Source organism: Arthrobacter sp. Leaf69 (assembly GCF_001422645.1).
Lineage (GTDB): Bacteria > Actinomycetota > Actinomycetes > Actinomycetales > Micrococcaceae > Arthrobacter.
Map to the genome: position 1 here is coordinate 34,052 of NZ_LMLR01000012.1, position 16,611 is coordinate 50,662.

The window sequence follows — 16,611 nt, forward strand, 5'->3', positions numbered from 1 at the left end:
TTCGGGTATGGGGAGGAGCGGGAGGGAGTGGGGGTGGCTATTTGATGCCGGAGAAGCCGATGGAGTTGACGATCTTCTTGCCGAAGGCGGCGAAGAGGATGAGGACGGGCAGTGCCGAGACCAGGGTTGCGGCCATGAGGCCGGACCAGTCCGGGGCGCCCTGCGGGGACTGCGATTTGAAGACGCCGAGGCCCACTTGCAGGACGCGGACGTCCTCCTGGGATCCGACGAGCAGCGGCCAGAAATATTCGTTCCACTGGCCGATGAAGGTGAGCAGGGCCAGGGTGGCGATGGGCGCTGCGGCGTTGGGGAGGACGATCTGGAAGAAGATGCGCAGGTGCTTGGCGCCGTCGAGCATGGCGGCCTCTTCGACCTCGCGGGACATGTTCAGGAAGAACTGGCGCAGGAAGAAGATGGCGAACGGCGTCATAAAGACGTATGGCAGCACCATGCCGAGCATCGTGTTGAGCAGGTCCAGGTTCTTGATCAGCAGGAAGTTGGGCAGGGCCGTGAAGATCGGCGGGACCAGCATGGTGCCCAGGAACAGGCTGAAGACAAAGTTCCGGCCCCTCCAGCGCAGCCGGGCGAAGGCGTAGGCAGCCAGCGCGCTGAAGAACACGGCCCCCGCGGTGGTGATGGAGGAGAAGATGAGGGAGTTCCGCAGGTAGAGCCAGAAGTCGATCGCGGCCCCCGAACCGCCTTCGGCGATGGCGTCCTCCGGGCTCTGCAGCCCGAACACCCGCAGGAAGGCGCCGAAGGTGAAGTCTGCGGGCAGCAGGCTGGCTGATTGGGATGCCAGGGACCCGTTGGTGGACAGTGCCGTGCGCAGCACCCAGAGGAACGGGAGGACGGAGACCGCGATGGCCAGGACCAGGAGGGCCCATGCACCCGCGCGGCGGGGGTTGAACGGACGACGGCGGCGGGCTGGGGCCGGCAGCGGTGCGCGGCTGGTGGTGGTGGTCATGCGGGACTCCTTAGTCCAGGTCCGACTCGTTGCCCTTGAGGAACTTCATCTGGATGAAGGCCACGAGGGCGAGGATGAGGAAGAGAATGACGGCGATGGCGGATCCGTACCCGAAGTCCGACTCGGTGAAGGCGCGCTGGTAGATGTAGTACTGGATGACGCGGGTGGCGTTGACCGGTCCGCCCTGGGTGGTGACGGCAACGGTGTCGAAGACCTGGAAGGAGCCGATCACTGTCACCACGAGGACCAGCACCAGGACGGGGCGCAGGAGCGGGATGGTGATCTTGCGGAAGGTCTGGAACGCTGAGGCGCCGTCCAGCTTGGCCACTTCGTAGAGGTGGCCCGGAATGGCCTGCAGGCCGGCGAAGATCAGCAGCGCGGTGTAGCCCATGTGGCGCCACGTGTTAATCAGGGCCTGGGTGGGGATGGCCCACTCCTCGCTGCCGAAGAACGCGACCCGGGGCAGACCGGCCCACTCGATGAACTGGTTGACCACACCGATCTGGTAGTCGAGCATCCAGAACCAGAGCAGGGCCGCGATGACGTTCGACATCAGGTAGGGCAGGAGCAGTGCGCCGCGGATGAGCGTGGATTTCGCGACCCGGTGCATCAGGAGGGCGAGGCCCAGGGCGAGTGCCGTCTGGAGGGCGATGTTGATGAGGACGTACTGGCCCGTGACGGCCAGGGAGTTCCAGAAGAGCGGATCCTGGGCGATCGCCGTGTAGTTGTCCAGGCCCACCCATTCCGGATCGCCGAGGATGTTGTACTCCGTGAAGCTCAGATACACGCCGCGGATGGTCGGAACGACGTAGAAAAAGATGAATCCGATCATGGCCGGGGCGATGAACAGCAGGGCAATCCTGAGGTCACCGAGGCGGCGTCCGCGGCCGGCCCGGAGGAGGGTTTTCCCGCGGTGCTGGGGCTTGGATCCGCCAGCCACGGGATCCGGAAGTTTGGTGATGGTAGTCATCGTTGACTCTTCCTGGTGGTGTGATGTGGGTAACAGCTGGACACGAATCTACACGAGTAGATCAGAGCTTGCAAGAAAAAATTCCCGCCGTTCAGGCGATAATCTCGTACCAGCCGGTAACCGTTGACTCGAGTAGATTGCCGTGGGACACTGTCTGAAATGTTCATCTCGAGAGGCGCCCCGTGAGCGATCGGCCCTGTGGCTAGCATGGAAGCCATGACGACTTCGGCAGTGCACACCCCCCGCGGCCCGGTGACCCGCAAGGACGTCGCCCGCTACGCCGGGGTGAGCACCGCCGTCGTGAGCTATGTGGTCAACGGCGGCCCGAAGAAGGTGGCCCCGGCCACGGAGGCGAAGGTCCAGGACGCCATCCGCATCCTGGGCTACCGGCCCAACGCCGCCGCCCGCGCCCTGAAGCTGGGCTCCAGCGAGACCATCGGCCTGATCATCCCTGACAACACCAACCCGTTCTTCTCGCTGCTGGCCCACGCCGTCGAGGACGCCGCGGCAGAGCTCGGCTACGCCCTGCTGCTGACCAACTCCGACGGCAACCTCACCAAGGAGCGCCGGAACATCCGCAACCTCGCCTCGCGCCAGGTGGACGGGGTGGTTCTCGCCAGCGTGCTGTTTGAACCCGACCTCGCGGCCCTCGAATCGGCCGAGATCCCCGCGGTGCTCCTGAACCATGGCGGCAAGTCACCCGGCTTCAACAGTGTGGGCGTGGACCTGGCGGCCGGGGCACGGATGGCGGTGGACCACCTTATCGGGCACGGGCACACCAACATCGCCCTCGCCATGGGCACCAACACCGGCCACGACTACGACCTGCGTGAAGAGGGCTGGCTGCAGGCGCTCGCAGCGGCCGGGTTGCCGGAGGGACCCATTGTCCGTGGACCGTTCAGCCGGGAGGGCGGGTACGCCGTCGGGCGCAGGCTGCTTGCCTCTGCGGACCGGCCCACGGCCGTCTTCGCAAGTTCGGACATGCAGGCGATCGGCATCCTTCGCGCCATCCACGAAGCCGGGCTGAATGTGCCGGGCGATATCGCCCTGACCTCCTTCGACGGTGCCGCCGAGGCCGAATACAGCTGGCCCGCCCTGACGACGGTGGAACAGCCCGTCCGGGTGATGGCGGAAGCCGCCGTCGGTGCCCTCCTCGGAGCACGCCGCGGCGAGCCGGCGGCGCACCGCACCTTCCCCACCGAACTGCGGGTCCGGCAGTCCTGCGGCTGCCCGGCCCAGGCCTCATCGGCTACTCCCTAACGGCCCTTTTGAGGGGTCTCAAGGGCCGCTTGGGCCCACGCCGGCAGGGTTCCCTGGCCGAGCTTGCGAGGCGAGGGGGCCGTTGGGGCCCACGCCGGCAGGGTTCCCTGGCCGAGCTTGCGAGGCGAGGGGGCCGGTGGGGCCCACGCCGGCAGGGTTCCCTGGCCGAGCTTGCGAGGCGAGGGGGCCGGTGGGGAGCACTCGACGTCAGGACAGGCGCTCCGCTCCGGCGGCCGGCGTGACCGTGAAGATGTCCGGCGCGGTGAAGCCAGCGTCCGCGAAGGCACGCACGACGGCGCCGCGGACCTGCTGCTCGTCCTGCACCGGGGTGAGGGCGATCGCTGAGCCGCCGAAGCCGCCGCCGGTCATGCGGGCCCCGATGGCGCCGTGGCTTCGGGCCGTGTCCACGGCAAGGTCCAGTTCCGGGCAGGAGATCTCGAAGTCGTCCCGCATGGAGGCATGGCTGGCATCAAGGAGGGGTCCGATCCGGGCCGGGCCCTGGGACCGGAGGGTGTCCACGGCCTGCAGCACGCGGTCGTTTTCGGTGACGATGTGCCGGACCCGCCGGAACGTCACCGGATCCAGCAGGCCGCCGGCCTCCTCCAGGTCCGCGACGGCGACATCCCGCAGGGTTTTGACGCCCAGGACCTCGGCGCCGAGCTCGCAGGACGCCCGGCGGGACGCGTAACCGCCGTCGGCGTGGGAATGCGCCACCTTCGTGTCGATCACCAGCAGGACCAGCCCGGCATCCTGCGCCTGGAACGGGACGAGCTCCACGGACTGGTCCCGGCAGTCAAGGAAGACGGCGTGCCCGCTGGCGCCGCGCAGCGACGCCGACTGGTCCATGATGCCGGTGGGCGCGCCGACGAAGGCGTTTTCGGCATGGTGGGTGAGTGTGACCATTTCCTCGGCGGTGAGTCCGGCGCCAAGCAAATCATTCAGGGCAGTGACGACGGCGCATTCGATCGCGTGCGAGGAGGAAAGCCCGGCACCGAGAGGGACGTCGGAGTCGAGGAGAAGATCAAACCCCGGGACGTCGAGGCCGCGCTGCTGCAAGGCCCAGACCACTCCCAGCGGGTACTTGGCCCAGCCTTTGACGGCGCCCGGCGCCAGGGCGGCGAGGTCGGCGTCGACGAGCCCCTGGTCGCCGAACGTGGACAGCAGCCGGACTCGACTGTCCTTACGGAGGGAGCCCTCCCGGAGCCGGACGGCGGTCCTGGCCCGCTTGTCGATTGCGAAGGGCAGGACGAAGCCCTCGTTGTAGTCGGTGTGCTCGCCGATCAGATTGACCCGGCCCGGAGCGGCCCACACGCCCTGCGGGGCGGCGCCGAACGTGGCCTCGAACCGGTCCGCCAGGGCGCTGGCGTCGATGCGTGTGGTGGTGTTCATGCGGGGGCGCCTTCCGGGGTCAGGGTGGTGCGGCTTGCGGCGCTGGCCACTTCCCGCAGCCGGGCGGCGACGGATTCGGGCGTGGTGTCGTTGATAAAGGCTCCCATGGCGGCTTCGGAGCCGGCCAGGTACTTGAGCTTGTCCGCGGCGCGGCGGGGTGAGGTCAGCTGCAGGTGGAGGTGGCCGTCCCGGCGCAGGGCCGGCTCCAGCGGAGCCTGATGCCAGGCCGCGATGTAGGGGGTGTGCGTCGGGTACAGGGCGTCGAAGCGCTTCAGGAGTTCGGGGTAGAGCTCCGCCAGCTCGTCGCGTTCGGCCCCGTTCAGGGCGGCGAGGTCGGGGACCTGGCGGTGCGGGACGAGGTGGACTTCCAGGGGCCAGCGGGCCGCGAAGGGGACGTAGGCGCTGAAGAGTTCGCCTTCGAGCACCATGCGGCTGCCGTCGTGGCGTTCCGCCCGGAGCAGGGAGGACGTGAGCGTCGCCCCGCCGTCGGACGCGGCGGAGTAAGCGCCCGCTGCGGCCGCCAGCACCGCGGCGCGGGGCGTGACGTAGGGGTACGCGTAGATCTGCCCGTGCGGGTGATGCAGGGTGACGCCGATGTCGGCGCCCCGGTTTTCGAACGGGAAGACCTGCTGGATGCCGGGCAGTGCGCTGAGCGCTTCCGTGCGGTGGGCCCAGGCGTCGATCACCGTCCGGGTGCGGCGCCAGCCCAGCCCGGCGAAGGATCCGGTGTGCTGCGGGGTGAAGGCCACCACCTCGCAGCGGCCGACGGCGGGCGCGGTGGTCCCCCAGCCGGGCGCCGGCGGGACGTCGTGCGTGGCCGGCCCAAGGGAGGGGAAGCGGTTCTCAAAGACGGCGACGTCGTAGTCCGGCGCCGGGATCTCGGTCTGGTTGGCCGGCGTCGTCGGGCAGATGGGGCACTGGTCCGCCGGCGGCAGGTGCGTGCGGGACTGCCGGTGTGCGGCGACGGCGACCCATTCCCCGCTGAGGGCATCGAAGCGCAGCTGGCCCGGTTCGGGGCGGGCGGGCAGCTCGCGGTGGTCCATGAGGGAGGCGGCGGGCCGCTCCGCAGACCCGGCGTCGTCAAAATAGAGGATTTCGCGGCCGTCGGCCAGGCGGGTCATGGTGGTTCGCGTCATGGCTTCAGTTGTACACGACAAAACATTTTCAAACAATAGAGCACAAAATGAAGCAGAAAGTGTGTGCTTTTGACGGGTACGGACACTAGGATGTGTAGGTGGAAGCCCGGGCAGTCGTTGCTTACCGCTCCCCCGAATCCCCGCCGGAACCCCACAAAGGACTCAGAATGCTCGCCGCAGCACGCCACTCCGCCATCATCGCGGAGGTCCAGCGCGAGCGGATCGTCCGCGTCGCGGACCTCGCCCGGATGCTGGGCGTGTCCCTCATGACCGTCCGCCGGGACATCGAGGCACTGGACGCGGCCGGCGCCGTGGAAAAAATCCATGGCGGGGCCAAGCTGCCCGGCGCAGTGAGCACCCACGAGCCCGGCTTCGAGCTGAAAGTGACGCAGCTGCAGGACGAGAAGATGGCGATCGCGCACGAGGCCGCGGCCCAGGTGCGCGAAGGCATGGCGGTCGGGCTCAGCGCAGGCACCACCACCTGGGCGCTGGCGCAGCTGCTCTCCGCCGGGCCCCGGATCACCGTGGTGACCAACTCGGTGCGCGTGGCCGACGTCTTCCACCAGAGCCACTCCCCGTCCACCGTGATCTTGACCGGCGGCGAGCGCACGCCCTCCGATGCGCTGGTGGGGCCGCTGGCGACGTCGGCCCTCAAGCAGCTGCACCTGGACGTGTTGTTCCTGGGCGTCCACGGCGTGGATGCTGACGCGGGTTTTACGACGCCGAACGTACTGGAAGCCGAGACGGACCGCGCCTTCGTGGCCGCGGCACGCCGGGTGGTGGTGCTGGCCGACCACACGAAGTGGGGCACCTTCGGCATCAGCACCATCGCCGGCCTGGAGGAAGCAGACGAGCTCATCAGCGACGAAGGACTGCCCGGGGAGGCCCGGCGGATCCTGGGCGAGCGCGTGGGCCGGTTGCGGCTGGCACCCGGTGGCGGCGGACCGGCCCCAGGCGGCGAACCGGCCAATATCGTGCAACGCTAGTTCCATGGATCTGGAGGTGTCACCCGCGCTCACGATTCCCGCATCAGAGCTCGGCTGGCGGTTCTCGCGGTCGTCCGGGCCCGGCGGCCAACACGTCAACACCTCGGACAGCCGCGTCGAACTCTCGTGGAACATTGTCGCCTCAGCGGCGCTTTCGGAAGAGCAGCGGCTGCGGCTGGCCACACGGCTCGGACGGCGCCTCGTCGCCGGGGTGATCACAGTGACCGCGTCCGAGCGGCGCTCCCAGCTGCGCAACCGTGAGATCGCCCTGGCCAAGCTCGCCGGCCTTGTGACAGAGGGCCTCGCCCCCGAGACTGCCAGCCGCCGGCCGACCAAGCCCACCCGGGGCTCGAAGCAGCGCCGCCTCGCGGCCAAGGGACAGCGGGCGGCGACGAAACTGCAGCGCAAGCGGCCGTCCGCCGAGTAGCCCCGCGGCTATTCAGCCGGGACGTCGGTGGGCAGATCCGGCGACCATCCCGGATCGTAGTCCGGGTGCTCCCGATAGGACCCGGCCAATATGGTCAGCATGGCCCGGCGGGCGACGGCAACGGTCCCCTCAGCGTCCGCGGGATCCTCGATTCCTTCGTCCGCGGCAGCTTGTTTCCAGCTGGCGATGATGGCCCTCTTTTGTGCGCATTCCTCCTGCATCCGCTCGCCGAGGGAACCCTTGGCGTCGCTTCCGTCATCTGGAAAATCCGACATACCGACAACGAACATGCCATCCCGGATAGCTGCTTCTTCTTCCGCGATACGCGCTTCCAGAAACTCGACGATGTTCATGGCCACCATCATTGCACCCGCAGTCTTGTGCACGACGATGTCATCCGGCCCTGATTTCCTCGCTAGGTTTTTTCAACCCACTGGGCGCGCCAGGCCGGCGCCTCGAAGGCCTCGCTCCAGTACGCCGTTTCCGTGGCAATCTTGCCGTCCCGGAATTCGAAGATAAAGACCGTTTCATACGTCGGGCCCTCGTAATCCAGTGACGCCTCGAGGACCACCAGGTCACCGCCGCTGACCAGCCTGCGCGGCGTGATGGTCGGCAGCTGCGGGAAAGCGTTATAGATGCCCCGACGGTTCTCGGCGCCGCGGACGAGTTCTCCGGATTGCGGCCAGTGCATCACCGCGTCGTCGTGGAACAGCTCATCCATGAGCTCAACCCTACGGTCATTGATGCACGCGACCAGCCGTTTCACCACGTTCTCGTTTGCAGATTCCACAGACCTCACGCTCCTCTCTATTGATGTCTGCATTCTGCGCCCGCACACTGGTTTGCGCCATAGGAGGAACCCCGCCCGCAGCACCGCCACCCTCACGCTGGCTCGGCGCCGTGGTGCGCCTCCTTCCGGCCTCAGTCGACGGAGCTCAGGAATTGCGTCATATCCTCAGCCACCTGGTCGGGGCACTCCCACAGCACCAGGTGCGCGACACCGGGATAGACCTTTAACTCGGCGCCCGCTATCCGTGCCGCCAGGGCCTCCTGGTGCCGCCGCGGCAGCACGCCGTCGTGGGCTCCCCACAGGATCAGCGTGGGCGCATGAATCGTTCCGGACTCGGTGGGCGCTGAGGCGGCACACAGGCCTTCCAGAATGCGCTTCCATGCGTGCGCGGGCATCCTGACGCCGTCCTGCACCCGGTCCTCGATGAACCACCTCGGCACGGCATGCAGCAGGGGAAACCAGGACAGCGAATTCCGCACCCAGTCCTCGTCGACGGGGTCCGTGAGGCGATCGACTTCGTCCGCGAATGCAGGCCGGCCACGCAGGCTCAAGGGAGCGCCCACCAGCACAAGCGCCGCTACGCGCTCCGGGTGCCCGACAGCCAGCTGCTGGGCCACGTAGCCGCCACTGGAGGAGCCGAGAACAAATGCCCTCCGCACGTCGAGGGCATCCAGGATGGCGGCGGCATCCCCGGCCTGTTCCGCCAGCGAGTACCCGTCCGCCGGTTTGTCCGCGTCTCCCTGACCCCGGAGGTCCGGCGCATAGACCCTGAAGCCGGTCAGCCGGGGAACAAGGCGGTCGAAGCTTCGGCGCGATTCGCCCCATGCGTGCAACAGCAACAGCGGCTGCGCGCCGGCACTTCCCCGGACGAGGCACGGCACCGTGATGCCTGTGGTGAGCCGCAGAGTCCTGACCTCGGAGTCCATAGGCTCAGGGTACGCCTCGCCGGTTGCGGCCTGGCGGTCCTCCCCGCACTTCCCTTCCAGCGACGTGCCGTCCGCGGCCGGGAAGGATAGTTTGAGGACATGACGGCAAGCTACAGGTACGACATCGAGATCCTGAACCTCCTCGTGTCGCCCGCGCACGCGTACTTTGGCCGCGCCCGCGAGGGCGCAGCCGACGTCCCCACAACGGACGCGAACCGGGTGGAGCTGGTGGCCGGCAAAGGGATCGTCGGCGACCGGTTCTTCGGCAAGGCGGCGCACATGGATGCAGCCGTCACCCTGATCGCGGCCGAAGCCCTCGAGGCGATGGCCGCGGAGCTCGACGTCGGGCCCTTTGACCCGCTGTTGACCCGGCGCAACGTGGTCCTCCGGGGCGCCCACCTGGCTCCCCTGTTGGGCCACGACTTCGCCCTCGAGTCGGGCGGGAATCTGGTGCGGCTCCGGGCAGGGCGGCCGGCCCACCCGTGTGCCTGGATGGACCAGATGCTCGCCCCGGGAGCCCACGCCGCCATGCGCGGGCGGGGCGGCGTGCGCTGCCAGCCGCTGTCGGACGGCCTGCTGCACCGCGGCCCGGCCGTGCTGGTCAGCCCGGTGCCCCTGGACCCCGCTCTCGCCGGCACGCCCAGCCTGTTGCGGCCATCGCGGCTGCCCTAGGCCGGCACGCACCGGGTCTCCGCTGCCGAATTCGCCGGAGAGCCTGACACACAGGGAGCTTCCGGCGAGCCCGGCCCGGAGGCATCGCGGACGCACTCCCCCTACGAAAAGCGTCCCGGCCGGAAGGTGGCCAGCAGCGGGTGCTTGGCACCGGTCAGAATCTCGCCCGCAAGAAGTTCGCCCGCGATGAGGCCGAGCGTGGCCCCCGAGTGCGTAAAGGCCACGAAGCAGCCGGGCACCTGGCCGAGCTCACCGAAGACCGGTTCGCCGTCGCCGGGGATGGGCTTGTACCCGAGCTTCCAGGAGGCGGGCTTGAGTTCGGGGTTGCCGGCGATGAGCTTGGAGGCTTCATCCGCCAGTTCCTGGACCACTTCATCGGGGATGCTGAAGGAGCCGTCGGCGTGTTCGGTGATGCGCTCCTCGTACCAGTCGTGGTCCAGGGCCAGCGCGTTGCCGGGGTTGGGCCGGACGGCGGCCCGGGGGGTGTTCAGCACGGCCTTCATTTCGTGGTCCACAGGCTTTGTCAACACCAGCATGGAAACCGGGGAGCCGTTCGGGATCTCGACGCCGAGGGGCGCGACGACGGCGGGCGTTGCGGCCCCGCAGGCCACCAGCACCGTGTCCGTTGCATAGGTGTCCCCTGCCGCCGTCTCGACGCCGGTGGCCCGGCCGGCATCGACTGTGACGGAGACCTTGCCGGCGTTGAGGACGAGTTCCCCGCCGAGGGAGTGAAACTCCTCCATCAGGAAGTCCACCAGTTCGGGCAGGCTGACCCAGCCTTCGCCGGGATTGAAGATGGCGTTCTCCGCTACGGCGTCCGGATCGAGGCCGGGTGTCGTGGCGGAAATCTGTTCAGGTGCCAGGAGTTTGGAGTCGTAGCCGATGGACGTCTCGTAGTTGTGGCGCGCTTCCGTGGCGGCCCGCTGTCCGGGAGCGTTCCACATGAGGCCGCCGCCGAATTGCAGCCAGTCCCGGCCGGGGTCAGCGGCGAAGAGCGTGCGGTAGCGGTCCACGCCGGCCACGCGGAGCTGGTGGTATGGGGTGGACCGCTCGCCGGCGGAGTTCAGCCAGGACAGCGAGCGGCCCGTGGCGCCGCTGGCCAGGCCCTCTTCGCTCAGCAGGATGACGGACGCGCCTTCGCGGAGCAGGTGGACGGCAGTCGAGACGCCGAGGATGCCGGCGCCGATAACGGCCACGCGCTTGGTTGAGGGGGTGGAGGACATGAGTCTTCCTTTCTTTGCAGGTGCTTGGGTTGCGCACGGCCCCCGTGGGGGATGCGGTTAGGGCTGGGCGAAGGCTCGGATGTTCTCGATGACCTTCAAAACGTTGAGTGATTCTTCGGGGTCGACCGGCCGCGGTCCTTGGCCCCGGAGGGCTGCCGCCAGCCGGGTGTAGAACTCGGGGTAAGCTCCTCTCTTCGCCGTGACCGGTTTGGTGCCTCCATCCACGCCAATTCGGCCCCAGGATTCCTCGGGGTCCAGGCCGTAGGCGGGATCCGACGGCGGCATGCCGGTTGCGAGGGCGGGCTCCTGGCTGTCCAGGCCCCACTTCGTGTACCCGGCCCGGGACCCCAGGACGTGAAAACGCGGGCCGACCTGGGCTGCCATGCCGTTCATCCACAGCCGTGACCGGACCCCGGATTCATGGAGCAGCGAAACGAAGGCCTCGGTATCGGCTCCGTCGGGATGTCCATGGTTGGCTGTCTCGCCGCTGCTTTCAGCCACAGGGCCGAAGAGCTGAATGGCCTGGTCTATTAGGTGGGCGCCGAGGTCGTTGAGGATGCCGCCGCCGTCGGACACTGCCGCCGTGTCCCGCCAGTTTCCGAAGCCTTCGGGCCGCCACCACTCAAAGCGCGACTCGAAGCTGCGGACTTCACCCAGCGCCCCGTCCCGGAGAAGTTCTTGAAGCGTTAGGAAATCGGCGTCCCACCGCCGGTTCTGGAACACCGTGAGCTTCACCCCGGCGTCGGACGCCCGGGTGATGAGCTCTGCGCCATGCGCCGCCGTGGTGGCGAACGGCTTGTCCACCACCAGATGCAGGCCGTGGGCGATGGCAGTCGCGGCGAGGTCGAAGTGCGTCAGCGGGGGCGTGCCGAGGACGACCAGGTCCAGGTCGCCGGCGAGGGCGAACAAGGCCTCGGGCGTCGGGACGATCCGGGCCTGCGGGTAGAGCCGTGCCGCCTCCGCGGCTCGGCCAGGATCAGCCGTAACGATCACGTCCAGCGAGTAGGCAGAATGCGCCGAGATCAGCGGGGCGTGAAAGACCTTGCCCGAGACTCCGAAGCCGACGACGGCTGTGCGGATGGGTGTCGCGACGGTGTTTTCCTCCAGTGTCTCCATCAGAGCACTTCCGAAAGGAAGCGCTGGAGGCGTTCGCTTTGCGGGGTGTCGAAGAGTTCGGCGGGAGTGCCGGACTCGACAACCTCGCCTTCATCCATAAAGACCACCTGGTCGGCGACTTTGCGGGCGAAGCCCATCTCATGCGTGACCACCAGCATGGTCATGCCGCGGCGGCCAAGGCCGGCCATCAGGTTCAGCACCCCCTTGACCAGTTCCGGATCCAGCGCGCTGGTGGCCTCGTCGAAGAGCATGACTTCAGGTTCCATCGCCAGGGCGCGTGCGATTGCAACGCGCTGCTGCTGCCCGCCGGAGAGGTCCCGGGGCCGGTGGTCGGCGCGTTCGGCGAGACCCACTTCGGCGAGGCGGCGGTGGGCGCGCTCCCTGGCTTCGGCCTTGGGCATTCCCTTAACGCTCCAGAGGGCCAGTGCCACATTTTCGAGGGCGGTATGGTCCGGAAAGAGATTGAAATGCTGAAACACCATGCCGATGCGGCTGCGCAGGAGATCCGGCTTGACCTTCAGCGCGCTCTCGCCTGCCAGCACCACGTCCCCGCTCTTGGGTTCGTGCAGACGGTTGACGCCGCGGAGAAGGGTGGACTTCCCGGAGCCGGAGGGGCCGATGATGCAGGTGGTGGTGCCGGGGGCGACGGTGAGGCTGACATTGCGAAGCACCTCGATGTCGCCGTAAGCCATGGTGAGGTTGTTCAGTTCCAGGCTGGAGCCATGGAAGGTCTCGATGTCGGGGGCGGTGTTCTTTGCACCGGTGGTGCTGCTGGCGGTGTTGCTTGCGAGGCTCATGTGTTGCTCCCGGTTGTCAGCGGTGAGGCCGCGGCGAGTTCTTTGACTTCCTTGAGGCCGCTACTGGGCGCGGCGGGGCGCCGCCGGCCGGTGCGGAAGCGGTTGTCGAAGTAGTTGACCAGATGGGTCAGGGGCACCGTGATCAGCAGGTAGAAGATCCCGGCCAGGACCAGCGGCGAGAGGTTGCCGGAGAGGACCGCGGCGTCCTGGCCCACGCGGAACAATTCGCGTTCGGAGACCAGCAGGCCCAGGAAGTAGACCAGTGAGGAGTCCTTGACGATCGCGATGAACTGGTTCACCAGCGCCGGCAGGACCCGGCGGACGCCTTGCGGCACCACCACAAGGGCCATGGACTTCGCGTAGCTCATGCCCAGAGCACGGCAGGCTTCACCCTGGCCTTTGTCCACGCTCTGTATGCCGGCCCGGAAGATCTCGCCGATGTAGGCGCTGGCGATCAGGCTCAGGGCGATGATTCCCAAAGGGTAGGGCGAGGGGCCGAAGATCGACTGGCTGAAGCGGGCGAACCCCTGGCCGATCAGCAGGATAGTCAGGATGGCAGGTAGGCCTCGGAATAGGTCGGTGTAGATCCGTGCGGGGATACGGAGCCACTTGGACGGGGAAATCCCCATCACGGCGACCACCATGCCCAGGACAACGCCGATGATCGTTGCAGCAATGGAGATGATGAGGGTGTTAAGGAGACCGACCCCCAGAAGCTGGGGCAGGACTTCGGCCATTGCGCCGAAGTCGAAGAAGGTGCGGGTGATGGTGCTTAACCAGTCCATGGTTGCTCTCAAACGTAGGTGGTTTGTGGATGCCGGGCGGGCCGCACGGTGGGGCCCGCCCGGTCAGGTGGCGGCTGGGCCGTTTACTTGCTCGGCGTCGGGCTGGCCGTCTGTTCGGCCTTCGGCAGGTACTGCTCGGGCATCGGGGAGCCCGGGAACCACTTCTCGTACAGCTTCTTCCAGGTGCCGTCCTCCATGGCTTCGGCGAGACCCTTGTTGAGGGCGTCCGTGAAGGCCGTCTTGCCTTTCGCCACGGCGAAGCCGGCGGGGGCGTCGAAGGACGGGATGTCGGCGGCGCTGACCAGTCCGTACTGTTTTTGGTAGGCCTTCGCGGCCTCGTAGTCCAGGAAGTGTGCGTCGATGGATCCGCTGTTCACCGCCGAGATGGCGGTGTTGTTGTCCGGGAAGCGCACGAGGTCCGCGGTGGTGAAGTTCTTGACGGCGTAGGCCTCCTGGAGCGTTCCCTGCACGACGCCGAGGCGCTTGCCGGAGAGCCCGTCGGCGTTGGCGATGCCCGAGGTCTTTGTGGTGATGACGGTCAGGTAGCCGGCCAGGTAGCCGTCGGAGAAGTCGACGGTCTGCTTGCGCTTGTCCGTAATGCCGATCGCCGCGACGCCGGCGTCGAACTGGCCGTTGGCGACGGCGGCCAGCAGTCCCGAGAAGTCCTGTCCGGTGAAGACGACGTTGTCGACTCCGGCGCGGTGGGCGACGTCCTTGAAGAGTTCGACGTCGAAGCCGGTGAAGTTCCCCTGGGCGTCGGCGAAGGTGTAGGGCTTGGAGTCGCCCAGGCTGGCGACGCGAATGGTGCCGGGCTCAATCAGGCCGTAGGGGTTGTCCGCGGGCGTGGACGAGGCGGAGGACGTGCCGCCGCAGCCGGACAGGGCCAGGACCGCAGCCACAGCAGCGGCGATGAGCGCCACAGGGCGCATCTTATTTCCTGTGTTCACAGCGTTTCCAATCATGGAGGGTGAGGGGTGGGGCAGACGGGCAGTGAGACCCGCGGCGCGGGACTGTCGATGTGGTCTTGCTGAGTCCGGTCTCAGTCCCTAGGATTGAGACCGGACTCACATCGATTGCTAGAAATGTAATCGAAGCCACATGGGGCGTCAAGGGTCCGCTACGAAAGGCCGTAATGAATAGTGATGCTTCCCGGCGCCGCGATGTCACTGTCGCTGATGTCGCACGAGCCGCCCAGGTGTCCAAGGCCCAGGCGGCCCGCGCCCTCGGCAACTACGGTGCCGTAAGCGACGACGTCCGAGTGCGGGTGCTGGCGGCCGCCGAAGAGCTGGACTACCGGCCCAACGAGCTGGCCCGCAGCATGAACACGGGAAAATCGCACACCATCGGCGTGGTGGTGGGCGACATCGAAAACCCCCATTTCGGTCTGGCCACCCGGGGCATCACGGACACCGCCAAGCGGAGCGGATTCAACGTCATCCTGATCAATACGGACGAGGACACCGGGGCGGAAATCGATGCTGTCAGGGTCCTCTTGGACAAGCGCGTGGACGGCCTGATTGTGGCGCCAGCGTCTTCCGTAGAAACGCAACATTTACGGCGCGTTTACGAATCCGGCCGCCCGCTGGTCCTGCTGGACCGCAAGGCGCCAGGGCTCGACGTTCACACCGTAGCCGTCGACATGGAGGGCATCTCCCACGATTCCACCACCTACCTGATCAGCGCCGGCCACCGCAGAATCGCGTTCATATCCACGCTGAAGACAGTCGGCCCGTACTGGGACGGCATGCAGCTGGACTCATCCCAGATTTCGGACCGTCGCGACGGTATGAAGCGCGCGTTCGTTGAGGCGGGCCTGGAAGTGCCGGACGATCTGATCCGGCTCAATGCTGGCGATGCCGAGTCGATCAAGAAAATCACCCGCGAGCTGCTCCAGCGCCCGGACCCCGCGACGGCGATCATCGCCTCCGACGGGCTCATCGGCCTGAGTGTGGTGGAGGCCATCCAGGAGCTTGACCTGTCGATTCCGCAGGATGTCTCCTTCCTCATGTATGACGACTTCGCTTGGACACGGCTGACCACCCCTCCGCTCACCGTCATCGCGCAGCCCGTGTATGACATGGGTGTTGCAGCTGCGGAGGCCCTGATCCGGCAGGTCGAAGGCCGGAAGATGCCTGCGGCCGATCCGGCGTTTATGGCCGAGCTGATTCGCCGCGGTTCGGTCGCGGCGCCGAAAGCGATCGACGTCGGCCACTGATCTGGATCCCGCCCTCGCCGGCACGCCCAGCCTGCTGCGGCCGTCGCGGATGTCCCAGGCAGGTTGTTAGGATCAAGCCCACCATCCTGACCATGAGAGTTTTCCCGAGAGCGAGGATCCGTGAAGGCCGACCACTACGACAGTTTCGCCGAGAGCTACTCGGCGGAGAACGATTCCAGTCTCCTCAACGCCTACTACGAGCGGCCGGCGATGATAGATCTCGCCGGCGACGTCGACGGCCACCGGGTCCTGGACGCAGGGTGCGGCTCCGGGCCCCTGTCCGCGGCGCTGAGCGCAAAAGGCGCGATCATGACCGGCTTCGATTCCAGTCCGGCGATGCTCGAATTGGCAAGACAGCGATTGGGCGCGACCGCGGACCTGTACGTGGCCGACCTCGGCAAGCCGCTCCCTTTCGCCGATGGCTCCTTCGACGACGTTGTCTCGTCCTTGGTCCTGCACTATCTGGAAGACTGGTCAGCACCACTCGCCGAACTGCGGCGCGTGCTGAAACCGGGCGGTCGCCTGATCCTGTCGGTCAACCACCCCACGGTCAGCGTGGTCACCCAACCAACCGAGGACTACTTCGCCATCCGGCAGTACTCGGAGGATTACGAGTTCGATGGCGAGCCTGCGGTCCTGACCTTCTGGCACCGTCCACTCCACGCGATGATCAACGCCTTCACCTCGGCGGGATACCGCGTAGCCACCGTGAGCGAACCAGAGCCAGCTCCAGACACACCGCACGAGCTCCTTCCGCCGCGCATCCTCAACGGCGAGAAGACGGCGTTCCTGTCCTTCATCTTCTTCGTCCTCGAAGCCGGCTGAGGGTTGAGGACGGACGTGAAGGCATGAGCCGCCGGCACCGCCCCGGCTCGGAGCTGTCCTGGAGGATCGGCTGCCCGACGTGGACCGAATCATGGAACCAGACATTGATTGACGCTTGAACCGGCCTGAA

18 protein-coding genes are annotated in these 16,611 nt (G+C 67.2%); 6 read left to right on the plus strand and 12 right to left on the minus strand.

What is annotated here, in order from left to right; all coding sequences use genetic code 11:
- Positions 1 to 37: 37 nt before the first annotated feature.
- Positions 38 to 964, minus strand: coding sequence for a carbohydrate ABC transporter permease (locus ASE96_RS11485; RefSeq protein WP_056430171.1), 927 nt, complete (start codon positions 962 to 964; stop codon positions 38 to 40).
- A 10-nt stretch (positions 965 to 974) separates the two neighbouring features.
- A complete protein-coding gene (locus ASE96_RS11490; RefSeq protein WP_056430173.1) occupies positions 975 to 1,934 on the minus strand; it encodes a carbohydrate ABC transporter permease in 960 nt (319 codons plus the stop codon).
- A 207-nt stretch (positions 1,935 to 2,141) separates the two neighbouring features.
- On the opposite strand from ASE96_RS11490, the gene ASE96_RS11495 reads away from it, so the two are divergent.
- On the plus strand, positions 2,142 to 3,194 hold the full coding sequence (locus tag ASE96_RS11495) for a LacI family DNA-binding transcriptional regulator (RefSeq protein WP_442853897.1): 1,053 nt from the start codon (positions 2,142 to 2,144) through the stop codon (positions 3,192 to 3,194).
- A 207-nt stretch (positions 3,195 to 3,401) separates the two neighbouring features.
- Here ASE96_RS11495 and galK read toward each other — a convergent pair whose 3' ends face one another.
- Positions 3,402 to 4,583, minus strand: a complete 1,182-nt coding sequence (galK, locus tag ASE96_RS11500) for a galactokinase (protein WP_056430179.1) — start codon at positions 4,581 to 4,583, stop codon at positions 3,402 to 3,404.
- Positions 4,580 to 5,719, minus strand: a complete 1,140-nt coding sequence (gene galT, locus ASE96_RS11505; protein WP_056430182.1) for a galactose-1-phosphate uridylyltransferase — start codon at positions 5,717 to 5,719, stop codon at positions 4,580 to 4,582. Before galT ends, galK begins: the two co-directional genes overlap by 4 nt.
- 167 nt (positions 5,720 to 5,886) lie before the next feature.
- On the opposite strand from galT, the gene ASE96_RS11510 reads away from it, so the two are divergent.
- Both ASE96_RS11510 and arfB read left to right on the plus strand, forming a co-directional pair.
- Positions 5,887 to 6,705 carry a DeoR/GlpR family DNA-binding transcription regulator gene (locus ASE96_RS11510; protein WP_056431002.1) on the plus strand — a complete coding sequence of 273 codons (819 nt, stop codon included), beginning with the start codon at positions 5,887 to 5,889 and terminating at the stop codon, positions 6,703 to 6,705.
- Positions 6,706 to 6,709: 4 nt separating this feature from the next.
- Complete coding sequence (gene arfB / locus ASE96_RS11515) at positions 6,710 to 7,132, plus strand: alternative ribosome rescue aminoacyl-tRNA hydrolase ArfB (RefSeq protein ID WP_056430184.1); 423 nt, start codon at positions 6,710 to 6,712, stop codon at positions 7,130 to 7,132.
- 8 nt (positions 7,133 to 7,140) lie between these two features.
- On the opposite strand, the gene ASE96_RS11520 is transcribed toward arfB, so the two are convergent.
- From ASE96_RS11520 to ASE96_RS11530, 3 genes are all read right to left on the minus strand, one after another.
- Positions 7,141 to 7,485, minus strand: coding sequence for a DUF6221 family protein (locus ASE96_RS11520; protein WP_156367579.1), 345 nt, complete (start codon positions 7,483 to 7,485; stop codon positions 7,141 to 7,143).
- Between the two features lie 62 nt (positions 7,486 to 7,547).
- On the minus strand, positions 7,548 to 7,922 hold the full coding sequence (locus ASE96_RS11525; protein ID WP_235500226.1) for a nuclear transport factor 2 family protein: 375 nt from the start codon (positions 7,920 to 7,922) through the stop codon (positions 7,548 to 7,550).
- Positions 7,923 to 8,053: 131 nt separating this feature from the next.
- Positions 8,054 to 8,848 carry an alpha/beta fold hydrolase gene (locus ASE96_RS11530; protein ID WP_056430191.1) on the minus strand — a complete coding sequence of 265 codons (795 nt, stop codon included), beginning with the start codon at positions 8,846 to 8,848 and terminating at the stop codon, positions 8,054 to 8,056.
- Positions 8,849 to 8,947: 99 nt separating this feature from the next.
- Between ASE96_RS11530 and ASE96_RS11535 the strand changes: the two genes are divergently transcribed.
- Positions 8,948 to 9,520, plus strand: coding sequence for an MOSC domain-containing protein (locus ASE96_RS11535; RefSeq protein WP_056430193.1), 573 nt, complete (start codon positions 8,948 to 8,950; stop codon positions 9,518 to 9,520).
- Between the two features lie 101 nt (positions 9,521 to 9,621).
- Here the strand turns inward: ASE96_RS11535 and ASE96_RS11540 are convergent, their stop codons facing one another.
- The 5 genes from ASE96_RS11540 to ASE96_RS11560 form a co-directional block, all read right to left on the minus strand.
- The gene (locus ASE96_RS11540; protein WP_056430198.1) at positions 9,622 to 10,743 is read right to left on the minus strand and encodes an NAD(P)/FAD-dependent oxidoreductase; all 1,122 of its coding nucleotides are present in this window, start codon (positions 10,741 to 10,743) and stop codon (positions 9,622 to 9,624) included.
- 57 nt (positions 10,744 to 10,800) lie between these two features.
- Complete coding sequence (locus tag ASE96_RS11545) at positions 10,801 to 11,859, minus strand: Gfo/Idh/MocA family protein (RefSeq protein ID WP_056430200.1); 1,059 nt, start codon at positions 11,857 to 11,859, stop codon at positions 10,801 to 10,803.
- Positions 11,859 to 12,656 (minus strand): amino acid ABC transporter ATP-binding protein, encoded by a 798-nt coding sequence (locus tag ASE96_RS11550; RefSeq protein WP_056430203.1) that lies wholly within the window; start codon positions 12,654 to 12,656, stop codon positions 11,859 to 11,861. Before ASE96_RS11550 ends, ASE96_RS11545 begins: the two co-directional genes overlap by 1 nt.
- Entirely contained in the window at positions 12,653 to 13,441 is a 789-nt protein-coding gene (locus ASE96_RS11555; RefSeq protein WP_056430206.1) for an amino acid ABC transporter permease, read from the minus strand. The genes ASE96_RS11550 and ASE96_RS11555 overlap by 4 nt, the downstream gene beginning before the upstream one ends.
- Before the next feature lie 83 nt (positions 13,442 to 13,524).
- Positions 13,525 to 14,370, minus strand: coding sequence for an ABC transporter substrate-binding protein (locus ASE96_RS11560; RefSeq protein ID WP_056430209.1), 846 nt, complete (start codon positions 14,368 to 14,370; stop codon positions 13,525 to 13,527).
- A 203-nt stretch (positions 14,371 to 14,573) separates the two neighbouring features.
- Here ASE96_RS11560 and ASE96_RS11565 point away from each other — a divergent pair, with 203 nt between their 5' ends.
- On the plus strand, positions 14,574 to 15,656 hold the full coding sequence (locus tag ASE96_RS11565) for a LacI family DNA-binding transcriptional regulator (RefSeq protein WP_056430213.1): 1,083 nt from the start codon (positions 14,574 to 14,576) through the stop codon (positions 15,654 to 15,656).
- Positions 15,657 to 15,776: 120 nt separating this feature from the next.
- The gene (locus ASE96_RS11570; RefSeq protein ID WP_056430217.1) at positions 15,777 to 16,481 is read left to right on the plus strand and encodes a class I SAM-dependent methyltransferase; all 705 of its coding nucleotides are present in this window, start codon (positions 15,777 to 15,779) and stop codon (positions 16,479 to 16,481) included.
- Positions 16,482 to 16,611 lie beyond the last annotated feature (130 nt).

Excerpts from the sequence above, each read along its gene's own strand:
- ASE96_RS11520 (WP_156367579.1), bottom strand. The coding sequence starts at position 7,485 with ATGAACATCGTCGAGTTTCTGGAAGCGCGTATCGCGGAAGAAGAAGCA.
- ASE96_RS11535 (WP_056430193.1), top strand. The coding sequence starts at position 8,948 with ATGACGGCAAGCTACAGGTACGACATCGAGATCCTGAACCTCCTCGTG.
- ASE96_RS11565 (WP_056430213.1), top strand. The coding sequence starts at position 14,574 with ATGAATAGTGATGCTTCCCGGCGCCGCGATGTCACTGTCGCTGATGTC.
- ASE96_RS11485 (WP_056430171.1), bottom strand. The coding sequence starts at position 964 with ATGACCACCACCACCAGCCGCGCACCGCTGCCGGCCCCAGCCCGCCGC.
- ASE96_RS11510 (WP_056431002.1), top strand. The coding sequence starts at position 5,887 with ATGCTCGCCGCAGCACGCCACTCCGCCATCATCGCGGAGGTCCAGCGC.
- ASE96_RS11555 (WP_056430206.1), bottom strand. The coding sequence starts at position 13,441 with ATGGACTGGTTAAGCACCATCACCCGCACCTTCTTCGACTTCGGCGCA.
- ASE96_RS11545 (WP_056430200.1), bottom strand. The coding sequence starts at position 11,859 with ATGGAGACACTGGAGGAAAACACCGTCGCGACACCCATCCGCACAGCC.
- ASE96_RS11530 (WP_056430191.1), bottom strand. The coding sequence starts at position 8,848 with ATGGACTCCGAGGTCAGGACTCTGCGGCTCACCACAGGCATCACGGTG.
- ASE96_RS11540 (WP_056430198.1), bottom strand. The coding sequence starts at position 10,743 with ATGTCCTCCACCCCCTCAACCAAGCGCGTGGCCGTTATCGGCGCCGGC.
- ASE96_RS11495 (WP_442853897.1), top strand. The coding sequence starts at position 2,142 with ATGGAAGCCATGACGACTTCGGCAGTGCACACCCCCCGCGGCCCGGTG.
- ASE96_RS11490 (WP_056430173.1), bottom strand. The coding sequence starts at position 1,934 with ATGACTACCATCACCAAACTTCCGGATCCCGTGGCTGGCGGATCCAAG.
- galK (WP_056430179.1), bottom strand. The coding sequence starts at position 4,583 with ATGAACACCACCACACGCATCGACGCCAGCGCCCTGGCGGACCGGTTC.
- ASE96_RS11560 (WP_056430209.1), bottom strand. The coding sequence starts at position 14,370 with ATGCGCCCTGTGGCGCTCATCGCCGCTGCTGTGGCTGCGGTCCTGGCC.
- arfB (WP_056430184.1), top strand. The coding sequence starts at position 6,710 with ATGGATCTGGAGGTGTCACCCGCGCTCACGATTCCCGCATCAGAGCTC.
- ASE96_RS11550 (WP_056430203.1), bottom strand. The coding sequence starts at position 12,656 with ATGAGCCTCGCAAGCAACACCGCCAGCAGCACCACCGGTGCAAAGAAC.
- galT (WP_056430182.1), bottom strand. The coding sequence starts at position 5,719 with ATGACGCGAACCACCATGACCCGCCTGGCCGACGGCCGCGAAATCCTC.